At 37.1% G+C, this 17,416-nt stretch carries 15 protein-coding genes; 13 read left to right on the forward strand and 2 right to left on the reverse strand.

The window, feature by feature from the left end:
* The first annotated feature begins 161 nt into the window (after nucleotides 1-161).
* The 11 genes from gatC to LG329_RS13545 all read left to right on the forward strand — a co-directional run bounded on the left by gatC (nucleotide 162) and on the right by LG329_RS13545 (nucleotide 13,877).
* Entirely contained in the window at nucleotides 162-452 is a 291-nt protein-coding gene (gene gatC, locus LG329_RS13495) for an Asp-tRNA(Asn)/Glu-tRNA(Gln) amidotransferase subunit GatC (protein ID WP_404451339.1), read from the forward strand.
* A 12-nt stretch (nucleotides 453-464) separates the two neighbouring features.
* Nucleotides 465-1,934: an Asp-tRNA(Asn)/Glu-tRNA(Gln) amidotransferase subunit GatA gene (gene gatA, locus LG329_RS13500; RefSeq protein WP_404451340.1), complete on the forward strand. Its 1,470-nt coding sequence runs from the start codon at nucleotides 465-467 to the stop codon at nucleotides 1,932-1,934.
* On the forward strand, nucleotides 1,934-3,364 hold the full coding sequence (gene gatB, locus LG329_RS13505) for an Asp-tRNA(Asn)/Glu-tRNA(Gln) amidotransferase subunit GatB (RefSeq protein WP_404451341.1): 1,431 nt from the start codon (nucleotides 1,934-1,936) through the stop codon (nucleotides 3,362-3,364). Before gatA ends, gatB begins: the two co-directional genes overlap by 1 nt.
* A 269-nt stretch (nucleotides 3,365-3,633) precedes the next feature.
* Complete coding sequence (locus LG329_RS13510) at nucleotides 3,634-4,542, forward strand: diacylglycerol kinase (protein ID WP_404451342.1); 909 nt, start codon at nucleotides 3,634-3,636, stop codon at nucleotides 4,540-4,542.
* A gap of 81 nt (nucleotides 4,543-4,623) precedes the next feature.
* On the forward strand, nucleotides 4,624-5,997 hold the full coding sequence (gene rlmD / locus LG329_RS13515) for a 23S rRNA (uracil(1939)-C(5))-methyltransferase RlmD (RefSeq protein WP_404451343.1): 1,374 nt from the start codon (nucleotides 4,624-4,626) through the stop codon (nucleotides 5,995-5,997).
* A gap of 132 nt (nucleotides 5,998-6,129) precedes the next feature.
* Entirely contained in the window at nucleotides 6,130-7,086 is a 957-nt protein-coding gene (locus tag LG329_RS13520) for a tRNA dihydrouridine synthase (RefSeq protein ID WP_404456671.1), read from the forward strand.
* A 103-nt stretch (nucleotides 7,087-7,189) separates the two neighbouring features.
* Complete coding sequence (locus LG329_RS13525) at nucleotides 7,190-7,702, forward strand: DUF1456 family protein (protein ID WP_404451344.1); 513 nt, start codon at nucleotides 7,190-7,192, stop codon at nucleotides 7,700-7,702.
* Nucleotides 7,703-9,499: 1,797 nt separating this feature from the next.
* Nucleotides 9,500-10,207: a hypothetical protein gene (locus tag LG329_RS13530; RefSeq protein WP_404451345.1), complete on the forward strand. Its 708-nt coding sequence runs from the start codon at nucleotides 9,500-9,502 to the stop codon at nucleotides 10,205-10,207.
* Nucleotides 10,208-10,562: 355 nt separating this feature from the next.
* Nucleotides 10,563-11,030, forward strand: coding sequence for a divergent PAP2 family protein (locus LG329_RS13535; protein WP_404451347.1), 468 nt, complete (start codon nucleotides 10,563-10,565; stop codon nucleotides 11,028-11,030).
* 398 nt (nucleotides 11,031-11,428) lie between these two features.
* The gene (gene asnB / locus LG329_RS13540) at nucleotides 11,429-13,312 is read left to right on the forward strand and encodes an asparagine synthase (glutamine-hydrolyzing) (protein ID WP_404451348.1); all 1,884 of its coding nucleotides are present in this window, start codon (nucleotides 11,429-11,431) and stop codon (nucleotides 13,310-13,312) included.
* Nucleotides 13,313-13,337: 25 nt separating this feature from the next.
* A complete protein-coding gene (locus LG329_RS13545) occupies nucleotides 13,338-13,877 on the forward strand; it encodes a GNAT family N-acetyltransferase (RefSeq protein WP_404456674.1) in 540 nt (179 codons plus the stop codon).
* 13 nt (nucleotides 13,878-13,890) lie between these two features.
* Here LG329_RS13545 and LG329_RS13550 read toward each other — a convergent pair whose 3' ends face one another.
* On the reverse strand, nucleotides 13,891-14,382 hold the full coding sequence (locus LG329_RS13550) for a hypothetical protein (RefSeq protein ID WP_404451349.1): 492 nt from the start codon (nucleotides 14,380-14,382) through the stop codon (nucleotides 13,891-13,893).
* Nucleotides 14,383-14,479: 97 nt separating this feature from the next.
* On the opposite strand from LG329_RS13550, the gene LG329_RS13555 reads away from it, so the two are divergent.
* A complete protein-coding gene (locus LG329_RS13555; protein ID WP_404451350.1) occupies nucleotides 14,480-15,067 on the forward strand; it encodes a VWA domain-containing protein in 588 nt (195 codons plus the stop codon).
* Here LG329_RS13555 and LG329_RS13560 read toward each other — a convergent pair.
* Nucleotides 15,030-16,064, reverse strand: coding sequence for a TIGR00341 family protein (locus tag LG329_RS13560; RefSeq protein WP_404451351.1), 1,035 nt, complete (start codon nucleotides 16,062-16,064; stop codon nucleotides 15,030-15,032). The two genes, LG329_RS13555 and LG329_RS13560, sit on opposite strands and share 38 nt — an antisense overlap.
* 214 nt (nucleotides 16,065-16,278) lie before the next feature.
* On the opposite strand from LG329_RS13560, the gene LG329_RS13565 reads away from it, so the two are divergent.
* The gene (locus LG329_RS13565) at nucleotides 16,279-17,394 is read left to right on the forward strand and encodes a threonine aldolase family protein (RefSeq protein ID WP_404451352.1); all 1,116 of its coding nucleotides are present in this window, start codon (nucleotides 16,279-16,281) and stop codon (nucleotides 17,392-17,394) included.
* The last annotated feature ends 22 nt before the right edge of the window (nucleotides 17,395-17,416 follow it).

The raw sequence follows: 17,416 nt of genomic DNA on the forward strand, positions 1-17,416 counted from the left end.
TTTTTACCCTATTACTATATGATGAACTTGCCTGAAATAGTGTGGAAGCTATTCAGGCCTTTTTTTGTTGACTGGACGAAATCCCTGATTAGTTGCTTATACACTGACAACTCTGCTATTATCTATAGTATTGTAAGAGTTTTTTAATGGAGGTGCTTTAATTGGCAGATATTACAAATGAGGATGTAAAGCATGTTGCGCATTTGGCAAGGCTTGCGATTACAGATGAAGAAGCGGAAAAGTTCACGAAGCAATTAAGTAAGATCATTGATTATGCGGAAAGCCTTAATGAATTGGATACCGATCATATTGAACCTACAACCCACGTTTTGGATTATAAAAATGTATTACGTAAAGATGAGCCTAAACAATGGATTACACAGGATGAGGCGCTTAAAAATGCCCCAGATAAAAAAGATGGACATTTTCGTGTGCCATCTGTCATGGAGTAAGGAGGGAAACACATGTCATTATTTGATTACACAATAAAAGAACTTGAGCAAAAACTACATAACAAAGAGATTACGGTCACAGACCTTGTGAATGAATCGTACCAACAGATTGAAAAGGTAGATGACAAGGTACAAGCTTTCTTAACCCTTGATAAGGAAAGAGCGCTTGAAAAAGCTAAACAACTTGATTCAGAGAAACCAGACGTTGCTGAATTATTGTTTGGTATGCCTGTCGGCGTGAAGGATAATATTGTTACAAAAGACCTTCGTACAACATGCGCAAGTCAATTTTTGGACAACTTTAATGATCCTTTATATAACGCTACAGTAGTTGAAAAGTTAAACGATGCGAAAGCGGTTAATATCGGTAAGTTAAACATGGATGAATTTGCGATGGGATCATCAAACGAAAACTCAAGCTATGCTGCAACACGTAATCCTTGGAATACAGATTATGTTCCAGGTGGATCCAGTGGTGGGTCAGCAGCTGCAGTTGCGGCAGGAGAGGTATTATTTTCGCTTGGATCTGATACAGGTGGATCGATTCGCCAACCGGCAGCATTTTGTGGTGTTGTTGGCCTTAAGCCTACATATGGTCGTGTTTCCCGATTTGGTCTTGTTGCATTTGCATCATCACTAGATCAAATTGGACCTCTAACACGAACAGTTGAGGACAGTGCAAGGGTGCTGGAAGTTATTGCAGGACATGACAAAATGGACTCAACAAGTGCCGACGATGACGTTCCGAAATTTACGGAATCTCTTACTGGAGATGTAAAAGGATTAAAAATCGCTGTACCAAAAGAATACTTAGCTGAAGGTGTTACAAAAGAAGTTAAAGATTCTATTTTAGAAGCACTAAAAGTATATGAATCACTTGGAGCAGAATGGGAAGAAGTTTCACTGCCACATACGAAATATGCAGTCGCAGCCTACTACTTACTTGCGTCATCAGAAGCATCCGCAAACCTTGCGCGCTTTGATGGTGTTCGCTATGGCGTTCGTTCTGAAAATGCCACAAATATGTTGGATATGTTCAAGATGTCCCGTAGTGAAGGTTTTGGCGATGAAGTGAAACGTCGGATCATGCTTGGAACGTATGCACTATCATCCGGCTACTATGATGCTTATTATAAAAAAGCACAGAAAGTACGTAAGCTGATTAACAATGACTTTGCAAGCGTGTTTGAAAATTATGATGTTGTTATTGGTCCAACTACACCAACACCTGCGTTTAAAGTTGGCGAAAAAACAGATGATCCATTAACGATGTATACGAATGATATTTTAACAATTCCAGTCAACCTAGCAGGTATTCCAGGTATTTCAGTGCCATGTGGTTTTTCTGAAAATGGATTGCCACTTGGGTTGCAAATTATTGGAAAACATTTTGATGAAGAAACAATTTTCCGTGCAGCACATGCATATGAACAAGCAACAGATTTTCATACTAAACGACCTCAACTTGGAGGTGCAAAATAATGAATTTTGAAACAGTTATTGGACTTGAAGTTCATGTTGAATTAAAAACAGAATCAAAAATTTTCAGCCCAAGCCCCAACCATTTTGGTGCAGAGGCTAATACAAATGTAAATCCAATTGATTTAGGGTATCCAGGAGTGTTACCTGTAATAAATGAAGAAGCGGTTAACTTTGCTATGAAAGCAGCGATGGCACTAAATTGTGAAATCGCAACAGACACGAAGTTTGACCGGAAGAACTACTTCTACCCAGATAATCCAAAAGCATATCAAATATCCCAATTTGATAAACCAATCGGAGAAAATGGCTGGCTTGAAATTGAAGTTAATGGGAAGAAGAAACGCATCGGAATTACACGCTTGCACATGGAGGAAGATGCTGGGAAATTAACACATGGAGATGATGGGTATTCCTTGGTTGACTTTAATCGTCAAGGTACACCACTAATCGAAATCGTTTCTGAACCTGAAATGTCTTCTCCAGAGGAAGCATATGCTTATTTGGAAAAATTGAAGAATATTATCCAATATACAGGTGTGTCGGACTGTAAAATGGAAGAGGGTTCATTACGATGTGATGCGAACCTTTCCATTCGACCAATTGGGCAGGAGGAGTTCGGTGTCAAATCCGAGCTGAAAAACCTGAACTCCTTTAGCTTTGTACAAAAAGGTCTTGAATTTGAAGAAAAAAGACAAGAAAAAGTATTGTTGGCGGGCGGGGAAATTTTACAAGAAACACGCCGTTATGATGAAAAGACAAAAGAAACTATTTTAATGCGTATAAAAGAAGGTTCAGACGACTATCGTTATTTCCCGGAACCAGATCTTGTACACATTACGATTAATGATGAATGGAAAGAAAGAATTCGCAAACAAATTCCTGAGCTTCCTGACGCGAGAAAAGAGAGGTTTATCAAAGAACTTGAATTGCCGGAATACGATGCTGCAATCATCACGAATTCAAAAGAAATGGCAGACTTCCTCGAAGAAACAATTGCTCAGGGTGCTGATACAAAACAAGCGTCAAACTGGTTAATGGGTGCCGTATTTGAATACATGAACAAGCATCAAAAAGAATTGCACGATTTAGCAATAACTCCAAAAGGACTTGGGAAAATGATACGCTTAATCGAGGATGGAACGATTTCATCTAAGATTGCGAAGAAGGTATTCGCTGAATTAGTTGATAAAGGCGGAGATCCAGAGCAAATTGTTAAAGACAAAGGACTTGTTCAAATCTCTGATGAAGGACAATTACGCGAAATCATTACGAAAATCCTGGACGATAATGAGCAATCAATTATCGACTTTAAAAATGGTAAGGACCGTGCATTAGGGTTCTTAGTTGGACAAGTAATGAAACAAACCAAAGGTCAAGCAAACCCACCAATGGTGAATAAAATATTATTAGACGAAATGAATAAACGGTAAATTATAGGAATGAGGCTGCCTTGATTGTAATCAGGGCAGCCTTGTTTTTTTCTGACCTCAAAATTACTCCGTAGCTTAACAGAGTTGATACTTTGATCCCCTTTCGATTATAATTAATCGATAATTATTCAAATTCAATCAATTAAAATCCCAAAAAACTTTCACGAATAGTCTTTTCAAATTCATTTAAAAGGACTATGATAGTGTTTGTATGTGTAATGTAAATTTACTATTAAATTTGAAAGTGCAATGTTAAAGGAGGGGACGTCATGAAGCGGGCCCGAATTATATATAACCCAACATCAGGCCGAGAGGCATTTAAGAGAGAATTACCAACCGTATTAGAACGGTTTGAAATAGCAGGATATGAAACGTCTACCCATGCGACTACATGTGAAGGTGACGCCATAGAGGCTGCAAAAACAGCAGTTGAACGACGTTATGACCTAGTGGTTGCGGCAGGTGGCGATGGAACTATAAACGAAGTAATCAATGGTTTAGCCGAACAAGAAAATCGACCGAAACTTGGCATTATCCCAGTCGGTACAACCAATGACTTTGCTCGTGCATTGTGTATTCCGCGTGATATAAAAAAAGCTGTAGACGTTATTTTGGCTGATCAATCAATGTTTCTTGATATCGGACGAGTTAATGATCGTTATTTCATGAATATTGCTGGCGGAGGAAAACTAACAGAACTTACGTATGAGGTTCCTAGTAGATTGAAAACCATGCTCGGACAGCTTGCTTACTATATGAAAGGGATTGAAATGCTACCATCCCTTAAACCAACCAGGGTTAAGATTGAGTATGATGATCAGGTTCTTGACGAGGATATCATGTTGTTTTTAGTTTCGAACACGAACTCTGTTGGTGGATTTGAAAAACTAGCACCATCCGCAAAGTTTGATGATGGATATTTTGACTTAATTATCCTTAAAAAAATAAACCTTGCAGAATTCATTCGAATCGCAAGTCTGGCACTACGAGGAGCACATTTGGATGATAAGAACGTAATCTATACGCAGGCAAAAAAAGTAAAAGTGACACCAGAAGATAAAATGCAGTTAAACATTGATGGGGAATTCGGGGGCTTATTGCCTGGAGAATTTACCAACCTCAATAAACACATTGAATTCTTTGTAACAGATAAATTTATTGAAAAACAAGATTGCTAATTATAGCAGTCTTTTTTCATGCTCAAATACAATTGTGGTAAAATAGAAGATAACTATTTAAGCACGTAAAGGAAGGTATCCATGGCAAAACAACAAGTACCAGTAAATAAGAACGAGACCATACATTTAACATTTGAAGACTTAACCCACGAAGGAAATGGTGTGGGGAAAATTAATGGCTATCCATTGTTTGTTCCAAACGCATTACCAGGTGAAGAAGCAACGGTAAAGGTCGTTAAGGCAAACAAAAATTTTGGATTCGGAAAGTTGCTTGAATTAAATAAAATTAGCCCTGAGCGAATCGAACCTGTGTGTCATGTACATTGTAATGGATGCGGACTTCAGCATATGAGCTATAACCTGCAGCTTGGGATGAAAATGAATCAAGTAAAAAATGCAATGAAAAAAGTTGCACATCTTGAGCATGTTCCAGTACATCCAATCCTCGGCATGGATGAACCGTTGCATTACCGAAATAAAGTGCAGATTCCAGTTGGCGAAAAAAATGGTGAATTGATAACTGGATTTTATCAAAAACGTAGCCACCACATCATAGAAAATACCGAAACGTGTGTCACGCATAATGAAGTGATAAATGACGTTGTGAAAACGGTTAGAGACATTGCGAATCGTTTAGTGATTAAGGCGTATAACGAGCAAGCTCATAAAGGTGTTTTACGACACATTATGGTGCGAACCGGTGAAGAAACAAAGGATATCATGGTCGTTATCGTAACACGAACTGATAAACTCCCTAATAAAGATGAGCTAATCAAGGAATTAACGGAAACTTATCCGCACATAAAATCGATTATGCATAATGTGAATAATAAACGAACCAATGTTATTTTAGGTAACAAGACGAATCTACTCTGGGGCGACGAATATATTCATGATAAAATTGGCGATATTACTTTTGCGATCTCAGCGAAGTCGTTTTATCAAGTAAATCCCTCACAAACGAAAGTGCTTTATGACAAAGCTTTGGAATATGCAAAAATTGATAATGATGACGTCGTAATCGATGCGTATTGCGGTATCGGAACCATATCATTATTTTTAGCACAAAATGCTAAAAAAGTGTATGGCGTAGAGGTTGTACCTGAAGCCATAAGCGATGCAAAGAAGAATGCAAAGCTGAACGGGATTACAAACGCAGAATTTGTTGTAGGGAAAGCTGAGAAGGTTATGCCATGGTGGACTGCACAAGGATTGAAACCAGATGTGATTGTAGTAGATCCACCACGCAAAGGTTGTGACGAAGAGCTTCTAAATGCAATGATTGAAATGAAGCCGAAGCGGATTGTTTATGTGTCATGTAATCCATCTACATTAGCCCGGGATTTAAGAATTTTGGAAGATGGCGGATATGGTACGAAGGAAGTTCAGCCGGTGGATATGTTTCCACAGACAAACCATATCGAATCAGTTGCATTGATAGAAAGAGTTTTGTGACCAAACAATAAACATTTCTGATCAGTTTTATAAAAAGGTATAAGTGTAAAAGAAGCAGGGATATTTTTGCTTTTTAATTTTGGGATAAGGGTTTGACCTGGTATACCATAATGAGAGGGTTTGAATTTGAATATGATAGATAATTTTTGGCGTGATTTACCACGACCGTTTTTTATACTGGCACCAATGGAAGATGTGACGGATGTTGTATTTCGCCATGTAGTGAGTGAAGCAGCCAGACCTGATGTGTTTTTTACAGAGTTTGCAAACACGGTGAGTTATTGTCACCCAGAGGGGAATCATAGTGTGCGGGGGCGTTTGACTTTTACAGAGGATGAACAACCAATTGTAGCCCATATATGGGGGGATAATCCTGAATACTTTCGACAAATGAGTATTGGTATGGCGAAACAAGGGTTTAGGGGTGTGGATATCAATATGGGCTGTCCTGTACCTAATGTGGCATCGAAAGGGAAGGGATGCGGTCTTATCCGTCGTCCAGAAGTTGCAGCAGATCTGATACAAGCAGCAAAAGCAGGGGGATTGCCGGTAAGTGTGAAGACAAGGCTTGGTTACACTGATGTAGACGAATGGCACGACTGGCTAACAGACATATTGAAACAAGACATTGTTAATCTTTCCATTCATCTGCGTACAAAGAAGGAAATGAGCAAAGTAGATGCTCATTGGGAACTAATTCCGGAAATTAAGAAACTTCGTGACCAGGTTGCACCAGATACACTTTTGACGATCAATGGGGATATCCCTGATCGTCAAACTGGCTTGAAGCTCGTTCATCAATACGGTGTGGATGGGATTATGATTGGGCGTGGTATTTTTAATAATCCATTTGCCTTTGAAAAGCAGCCGAAAGATCATAGTAGTAAGGAATTGCTTGATCTCTTAAGGTTGCAGCTTGACCTCCATGATAAATATTCAACAGAATTAGAGCCACGTTCATTAAAACCTCTTCGTCGCTTTTTTAAGATATATGTCCGTGGGTTTCGAGGGGCGAGTGAATTAAGAAATCAATTGATGAGCACGGAGTCAACAGATGAAGTACGTGCATTGCTCGATAACGTTGAGTGAAGGAATGTTCATGGGAAGGAACAGTAGAAGCGTCCCAATTCAAGGTAAAAGTGAAGTTTTAAGGTGTAATCAAAAACACCTGGATATTATTGGAGGTTTATAAATGGATAATAATGATATATTAATGAGATTAAGATATGCCCTGGATATAAAAAATAAAGATATGATAGAAATTTTTAAACTTGGTGGCATTGACGTGTCAAAAGAAGAAGTAATAAAGATACTTACAAAGTCAGATGATGAAGATGACTGTGAGGATATAGCAGAAACTGAAGATCATATAAAATGCACGAATAGTATGTTAGAGTCATTTTTAAATGGCATGATTACTTTTAAAAGAGGACCACGGGAACCAAAACCTGGACAACCTAATAAACCAGATCGTTCTATAAAGAATCATTCAAGTGTTAATAACGTCATGCTAAAAAAAGTGAAAATAGCACTTACATTAACTAGTGAGGATATAATAGATATTTTAGATGAAGCGGGTGTCACGATAACAAAAGGGGAATTAAGTGCTTTATTAAGAAAAGAAGGACATAAGAATTACCAAGAATGCGGTGACAAATACGCTAGGAATTTCTTAAAAGGATTAGCTATAAAATTTAGGGTGTAAGGGATCATCAAAGCATATTGTATAACTAGAAAATCTTTTCTATAGAATTGTATATTATAAAAGAATATCAGCAATTAATAGAGGTTAGTAACGGAGAGATAAATAGCTTTTTTGTTTCATATCGCTAGGCGATATAACATATAAATTTATCAAAGACCTTCATATTTAATAGAAATGAAATTCGATATGCGACACGATATGCAACCAAAGAAGAGTGGGGAATGTAACCCACTGTTAGAAGGTGTGACTAAATCTTAGGGTAAAAGATGACGATTAGGTTTCTTTGTTCATTCGACATCGTATCGCTTGTAGCGGTAAGCGATACGGACAGAATTATGCTTGAAAAAATAGGAGTTTAATCGGTTGAGAACCTTGGTCAAAACAAGCATTATCCTTAATAGATTCCTCAAGAAAAGTGCTGATGATCGGCTCTTTTTTTGTTTGGCAGTTAAGAAAGTATAAACCCTTTCTTACTGCATAAGTGCAACTAAGGCTTTCGCCATTAAGGCTTGACGATTAGCCGAGTTTTCTAATAAGTAAGAAAGTATAAAACTTCGGCGTTTATCTGTCTAGCGCAAGCGCCCTAGCCCGCCTGAGGTTTAAGTCGAATCTCTTTGTGATAAAAATCATCACTAAGAGATTCGTCTTAAACTTGTCGGGGCTGACCAAGGTTCTTGCGCTTTTGTTCTTTCATATCGCTGGGCGATATAACTTACAAATTTATCGAAACACCTTATGATTTATAGATAAGGAAATTTGATATGCTGCATGATATACAATCCAATGAATGGTCTTTCTCTTCCAAAGGAGGTTGCAAAAAGTGGGGAGTGTAACACCCACTGTTTCAAACTATGACTAAACCTTAGATTGGTTATCTCTATTCAATCCCATCTAATCGTGTATATCGGCACGCGATACGGGTAGGATGATGCTTGATAAAATGGGGGATGGGAAGTTTGAGAACCTTGGTCAAAACAAGCATTATCTTTAATAGATTACTTAAGAAACTTGCAGATTGGCTCTTTTTTTATTTCATATCGGCGGGCGATATAACTTACAAATTCATCGAAAAGCCTTCAGATTTATAGATAAGTAAATTTGATATTCCACTAGATATAAAACCGAATTAACGGGCTTTCTCTTCCAAGTAGGAGGCAAAAGAAATGGGGAATGTAACCCCACTGTTATAAAGTAGGCTAAACCTTAGAGTGAAAAACGGCTTTTGGTATCTTTGTTCAACCCCATCTAATCGTGTATATCGGCACGCGATACGGACAGTCTTATGCTTCATAAAATGGGAGTTGGAAGGGGTTAAGAAGAACCTCAGTCAAAACAATCCTCATCCTGAACAAATTTCTCAAGAAACGTGCTGATGGGCTCTATTTGTGTGTTTCATATCGCTGGGCGATATGACTTGCAAATTCATAGAAAAACCTTCATATTTAATAGATAAGGATATTCGATATAAGATATGATATACAACCCAATGAACGATCTTTCTCTACCAAGGAAATGTGATTATAACTCCCACTGTTAAAAAAATTGAGTAAGTCCTAGAGAGAAAGGTTGTGATTGGGTTGTTTAATCCGACATCGATTCGCTTATAGCGGTACGCGATACGGGCAGGCTTATGCTTGATGAAATGGGGATTAGGGCGATTGAAAACCTTGATCAAAACAAGCATCATCCTTAATAAACTACTCATGAAAGGTACTGTTTGAATGTTCGTATCGCTAGGCGATATAACGTTGTAAATCCATCGAAAACAATCATATTTAATTGAAAAGGAGATCCGATATGCGACATGATATACAACCGAATGAACGGTCTTTCTCTACCAAAGAAGTGGCAGAAGAATTGGGGATTGCAACCCCCACTGTTAGAAAGTATGGCCAAATCTTAGAGCGAAACGGATATGAGTTTTTTAAAGATGGAGATCGGCGTATTTTTGTTAGATCGGACATCGAATCGCTTATAGCGATACGCGATACGGACAAGCCCCTAGACGATACAGCTAGATACCTTGTGTCTCAACAAAAAGAAAGATTAGAAGAATTCAATGAAACAGAGATAACGATACCCGATACATATGACAATTTACCCAACGATCCCAATCAGTTAAAAGAATCTTTGATGTTCTTAGCCAATGAATTAGCAGCCACACGTGAAATGAATGTCCAACTGAAAAACGATATGTCTCAGCTTAAAACAACGGTTTCCAGGCTACAGCAAGATCATCATGTTATAAGCTCTAATATTGGAAATTCAGCGCAAAAAACGCATGCTAGAATTGATAAATTAACTAAACAACATAATATCCATTATGAAACATTGCTGCAACAAGAAAAAGAAAAAAGCGAATTCTTACAGAAAGAAATACAAAATATGCGTGACGAACAGAAAAAAGAATGGCATTCACAAAATAGTTTTAATAAACGTTTAGAAGAAAAAGTGAAAAAACCTACAGGAAATTTGGAGAGGCTTTTGTCCATATTCCGTAAATAAAGTGCCTCTATATATAGGTGGCGCCCTACCAAACTGATTAAATATTTACGCTTGAATCTTATGTGGATTAATTGAATTTATATATTACGGACTAAGATACACTAGGTAAACACCACTACATCTTATTAATTAATTTCACTCTGTGGTTTCTGTACATGCTAAAAAAGAAATAATTTAGAAGAGACTCTGTCATTTAGGCAGAGTCTTTCGTCTTTATTTACAATCTTTTTAAAAGTTGTGGCATACTAAAACTTCATTATCGAATGTGTTGAATGACCGAATAAAACTATCAGTTTCGGGTATTAAAATAAGAGAGGAAAGATTTGAAGGGATTTCAGAGTGGAGGATAAATGTAATGAAGAAGATGAACAGAGGAGTGTTGACGGCACTATCGGCGATTGGACTGGCACAAGGAATGAAGATACTAACACACAAGCGAGTGACAGGAGAATGGGATCTGAAACAAGTAGCCACAACCGGTGGGATGCCAAGCTCACATTCAGCAGGTGTTTCAGCGTTATCAACCTACATAGCTGCACATAAAGGGTCGCGCCATACAGAAACCGCATTAGCAACAATATTTGGCGTGATTGTCATGTATGATGCGCAAGGAATCCGGCGTCATACGGGTGAAATTGCTAAGCTCGTCAACGATTTGGAAAATAACTTCGTAATGCTCTCTAAAGATTTTCCGAGCTTGGAATTTGTAGAAAGGGAAAAGGATTTGAAGGAGCTTTTAGGACACCAACCGTTAGAAGTTCTTGGTGGGGCAATTTTTGGTTCTGTGTTAGGATTTATTTCTGCAAAATATGAGAATAAATAGTCATAGTTTAATTATAAAATGATTTATTTTTTCATTCATAGAGGCAGGGAGTTTAATTAGAAAACTTGGCTTATCGCCAAGCCTTAATGGCGAAAGCCTTAGTTGCACTTATGCAGTAAGAAAGGATTTATACTTTCTTAACTGCTAAAAAATTTAAAAAATTGATCAAAGCTGATTAGCCAGCATTGATCAATTTTTTTCATATTTTTAGGTACATTGCAGGTGGTTTTGCCTGCTTATTTTCATTAATATTTAAAATAGTGAAACAAATAAATAATGTTTACGTCTAATAGTTATACATCATTTAAAAATGAAGGTGAGGGATAAATCAGTTTACAATGCTCGGAAAAACAATTTTGAGAGAAGTTTAGTAGACTATTAATGAGGAGCTGCCTGCTATGTGTGGATTTACAGGATTTATTGGTGATACAGAGGATGCCTCAATGGTTTTAGAACGAATGATGAACAAAATTACACATCGTGGACCTGACTCATCCGGAAATTTTGTTGAAGGGGATGCTGCTCTTGGTTTTCGGCGTCTAAGTATCATTGATTTAGATTACGGAAGTCAACCGCTTTACAATGAGGATAATTCATTGGTTTTGATATTTAATGGAGAAATTTATAACTTTCAAGAAATAAGAGAAGAACTCGTTTTAAAAGGCCATGTTTTTATAACGAATACGGATAGTGAAGTTATTATTCATGGTTATGAGGAATATGGAGAAAAATTAGTTGAGAAATTACGCGGTATGTTTGCTTTTGTAATCTGGGATCGAATAAATTTAAAGTTATTCTCAGCACGTGACATGTTTGGGATTAAACCATTTTACTATGCTCACATGGGAGGCACACTATTTTTTGGATCTGAAATTAAAAGTTTTCTACCTCATCCACATTTTAATAAGGTTCTGAATGAGGAGGCGTTGAAACCATACCTGACTTTCCAATATTCGGTTTTAAATGAGACCTTCTTTAAGGGTGTTTATAAATTACCAGCTGCTCACTACATGACTTACGAAAACGGGAACATAAAGATTAAGCGATACTGGACTCCAGAATTTAATCCTGGCGCACAGCCTTTAGAAGATATGGTCGAAGAAATCGATCATGTAGTAAGTGAATCGATACATGCACATAAGATCAGTGATGTAAATGTGGGATCTTTCTTATCAAGTGGTGTAGATTCAAGTTATGTCGCATCCGTATTAAGACCGAATAAAACTTTTACAGTAGGTTTTAGCGACCAAAACTTTTCCGAAATAGACAATGCATGTGAATTATCCGATGAGCTTGGTATTGAAAACGTGAAGGAAGTACTGAATCCAGATTTATGCTTAGATAAATTAGAGGACATTCAATACATGATGGATGAGCCACATTCCAATCCATCAATTGTACCGCTTTATTTCTTAGCAGAGCTTGCAAGCCATGATGTGACCGTTGTGCTTTCTGGGGAAGGAGCGGATGAATTGTTCGGTGGGTATGCGGAGTACAATACTAATCCCACCCTGAAAAAGTATAAAAAGCTCCCGTATTGGTTCCGCAAGCCATTAGGGCTAATTGCGAAGAATCTGCCTGAAATTAGAGGGAAGAATTTTTTAATTAAAGGTGGTCTTCCTGTAGAAGAGTGGTTTATTGGGCAAGCGAAAATTTTTCCTGAAAATGAGGCAAACAGCTTATTAAAAACTCCGTATGGTAACGGACCAACTGTAAAGGAAATTCTAAAGCCTTGTTACGACAAAGTCAAACATGAAGACGATTTGACAAAAATGCAATATATGGACTTACACCACTGGTTAGTGGATGACATTTTATTAAAAGCTGATAAGATGAGTATGGCGCATTCAATTGAACTTCGAGTACCGTTTTTAGATCGTAATGTAGCGGAAATAGCGGGAAAGGTTCCTACTAAATATCGTGTAAATGACCTGGACACGAAGTACGCATTTCGATTAGCTGCAGCCCGTACCCTTCCAAGGGAATCTGCCAATCGTAAAAAAATTGGGTTTCCCGTTCCTATTCGTAACTGGATTCGTATTGAAAAATATTATACAAAAATTAAGTTCTATTTTATGAATTCAGATGCTGCAAAGTTCTTCAATCAGGCTCAAATCATGAACCTGTTAAATGAGCACTACGAAGGAAAGGCAAACAATGCACGTAAGATCTGGACGGTTTTTATGTTCTTAATTTGGTATGAACAATACTTTAGCGAAAAAAATAGTCAGGATGCGGAAATTATTAAAAGTCGCCAAGGTAATGTAATAGAATTTATATGAATGTACATAGTGACTGGGGGATATCATTGTGAAAGGTGAAAATATTCATGTGCGAGAGTTTACTTTAGAGGATGCGGAAGCAATTCTTGCATTGCAAAAGAAAAATCGTGATTTTTTTGAAAAGTTCTCTATGGCACGCGAAAGTGATTACTATACAATAGAGGCTCAAATTGAGCGGATAGAAAAATTTCAAGAAGACTTTAAACAAGACAAGGATTATAACTTTGGGATATTTAAAAACGACGATAATCGTTTAATGGGAACAATCAACCTTTTTCAGGTAATCCGTGGATCATTACAAAGCGCTTATATAGGGTATTTTTTAGATAAACAAAATAATGGTAAAGGTTTTACCACAGAAGCTGTTAAATTAATTGTTGAATATAGTTTTGAAAAGTTGAAATTACATCGTATAGAGGCCGGAGTCATGCCACATAATATTGGGTCCATTCGTGTGCTAGAGAAATCGGGTTTTCATAAAGAAGGAATTGCCAAGAAAAACGTTAAGATAAACGGGAAATGGGAAGACCATCAGGTATTAGCTATTATTAATCCATTAGATTGAAGCTAAAAAAATTCTACCCAATCAACGGTTCTAAACTAAAATAATCCAATGCCTCATTAACATCATAAATATCGTATATTTTTTTCTCAAAACAAAATTGTATAACTAAATCAGAAGTATCACTGTCTGAGAAAGAGTAACCGGCTGAGCTTAATAGCTTAACGGTTTCTTTTTTATTTAACTCAAGGGATAAAGCAAGAGCAATAATGGTGTTTTTTCCAGGTCGGTAGTTTTGGTTGGAGCGTATTTTTGAAAAATGCTTACGGTCAATCCAGGCTTTATTATAAATTTCAGGATCACTCAAACCTTTCTCATCAATATAATTAAATAAGACCTGTTTAAATTCGGGTTTACGGTTATTTTTTATGAACTCATCCAGTTCATTTTCGCTAACCTCTTTAAGGACTTTACTTTCACTATACATTGGTTCGTTATAGACAACAAAACAATCCAAGCGACTTTCTACATACTCCTGCAACTCTGCCATTAGCTTCTTATCAAGCATCCTTTTCCCTCCCTAAATGTCGCTTTCCAGGCGACCATATAACAGATAAACTCAGCTACCATTATATCATGATATAAAACTTAGGAGGATGATTTATATGAATAAGAACTTGACAGAAATTATTTTTTTGCTTGATCGAAGTGGTTCGATGTCAGGGCTTGAAAAGGATACTATTGGAGGATTTAACGCTTTGGTCGAAAAACAATGTCGGCTAGAAGGGGAAACTATACTCACGGCAGCGATATTTGATGACCAGTATGAAATATTATGGAATGGTGTTGATGCAAACAAAGTTAAATTAACTGAAGAGAATTATTTTGTTAAAGGGACCACCGCTCTCCTTGATGCAGTGGGGAAGACCATTTTAGACGTTGGGCAAAGGTTGTCAAAAACTAGTGAAGAAAGAACACCTGGTAAGGTACTATTTGTTATTACCACGGATGGTATGGAAAACGCGAGCCGTGAATTTTCTCATCAGAAAGTAAAAGAAATGATTCGTCACCAGGAAGAAAAATATGGCTGGGAGTTTATCTTCATTGGTGCAAACATTGATGTGGTAAAAGAAGCGGATAATGTAGGAATTAGCATGGAAAATTCATATTGCTTTGAGGCAACCAGCGGTGGTGTGGATAGTATGTATTCTATGGTTAATGAGGAACTATCCACGAGAAGACAAACGGACTGACATCGAAAATGCTAAAATTGAGAAGAACAACAGCAATGATTAATACTAAAAGGATTATGCCGGTAAACAGTAGGGAGTTAGCACGTGAAGTGCTAGCTTCTTGAATATCTTTCCAATTTACTGGTTTAATGCCACTGAACCAAAATACTAAAATAGCGGACAACATGATTGAATTAATATTAATTAAGAGCAATAATAGTGGTTGAATAGCAGAATGCCACTCGGAAGCACCTACCATCATTCCTAAAACAATAGCAGGGGGTAATACTGCTAAAGAAATCATTACCCCCACTAATTGTCCATGTGATCTTTTAACAAAAGAAATGGCTCCTGCAGCACCAGCGGAAATTGCAACAACAATGTCTAGAAGGTGAACCGTTGTTTGAGCTAGAAATTCATTACTGTTAACAGGTAAGGGAAATAAATATCCGAATAAAGCCGCAATTGTGATTGGAATGGTAAGACCGTACATAGCAGTTTTAATTGATTGGCGAACCAACTTTTTTTCACCTAGAACGGAAGAAAACGAAACCCCCATTATAGGTCTAATTGATGGATCGATAATATTTGCTCCCAAAACTAAGGCAGGACTGTTTTGAATAATTCCAACAGTAGCGACAAGCGCAGCAAAAATTGTAAACCAAGAAAAACCACTGTTAATTTCACTTGAAGCTTTAACAACCGAAAGTAATTCCAGTCTGCTTGCCCTTTCAAATTGGTCTTTATTATCACTAGGTGTATTTTTTTCATTATATTTACTGGGGATGTATGCTTTGACTGAATATAGCATGGCATCAAATTGACTGTTTTTGTCAGAGGCTGCTTTCTCCAGGAAATTTAAAATTTTACCTGCATCTTGTTTTTTAACTAATATCCGAATATGTACTTCGTTGTTTTCATGTGAAATCCAATACGAAGTAAATGAGAACTTGTGTAATAATTCATTCTGATAGTTAAAATTTTGGGGTGCATATACCTCAATCAACTGAAGTTCCATATAGTTATCCCTCGATATTCCTAGAACTGTCTTTCACCTTCTTATTCTAACCGAAATTTCCAGATATAGTCTTGTTCAGATAATGTACCTAAGAATAAATATTGTGAGAAATGAGAAAAAGGGCTAAACTTAAATGAGTAACCGAAGTAGTTAGATATTTTGGAATGGCAGGTCTATGCTTTATTTGGTGTCAAAGTGGAGGGGGAAGAAAAAAGTGACTGAAAAAAACACATTGTTAGGAGCATATAAACAAACTGATTATCAGGTATCCGGTCATGGCGGTAGAAACATTCAAGTACTTAAAGACGCATTGGAGAATGTAGATGGCGAACTAGAAAGTGATATGTATGGAAGCGGCAAAATCATTGAAGAGTTCCAATATAAAATGGCTCATTATTTAGGAAAGGAATCTGCGGTATTTTTTCCAAGTGGTACCATGGCGCAGCAAATTGCATTGAGGATTTGGTGTGATGATAAGGGCGTGAAAAAAGTTGCGTACCATCCATTGTGTCATTTAGAGATTCATGAACAGGATGGGTTAAAAGAACTTCATCATATTGAAACTGTATTATTAGCTGATAAAGATCGAATTATTCAATTAGATGATGTCGTTAACATGAAGGAAGATATTGCATGCCTATTGCTTGAATTACCTCAACGTGAGATTGGCGGTCAATTACCGGATTATCAAACACTTGAAGATATCTCCGCTTACTGTCGTGATCATAAAATTAAGTTGCATTTGGATGGTGCTAGGCTTTTTGAAATCCTTCCGTATTATCAAAAGTCGGCCACTGAAGTTTGCGGTCTTTTTGACAGTGTTTATATTTCTGTTTATAAAGGAATAGGTGGAATCGCAGGGGCAATTCTAGCGGGTGGTAAAGACTTTACAGAGAAGTCAAAGGTATGGAAAAGGCGTCACGGTGGTGATTTAATCAGTCTTTATCCTTACATTGTTAGTGCGGATTATTATTTTGATCAACGGGAAGATAAAATGAATCAGTATTATGAGGATGCAAAAGAACTTGCTGGATTTTATAATCAATGCCATGCTGTGTCGACAACCCCTAATGTACCTGTATCTAATATGTTTCATGTCCATTTTGATGGTGCAAAAGAGGATATTGAATCCGTATTAATATCAATTTATAAAGCAACAGGAATTGGTTTAACTGGAAACATAAGAGGAACAAAGAATAAGGGATGCTATTATGAGGTTAGTATGGGGGATAAGTATTCGGCTATACCTAAAGAAAGCTTGAAAAAGGTATTTCAAATGCTCGATGAGAAATTGCTTAAAAACCATAAACAAAAGCGGTATGACCAATAAAAAGTCATGCCGCTTTTAAACT

It is taken from the genome of Virgibacillus necropolis (genome assembly GCF_044793635.1).
Classification (GTDB): Bacteria; Bacillota; Bacilli; order Bacillales; family Amphibacillaceae; genus Virgibacillus_F; species Virgibacillus_F necropolis_A.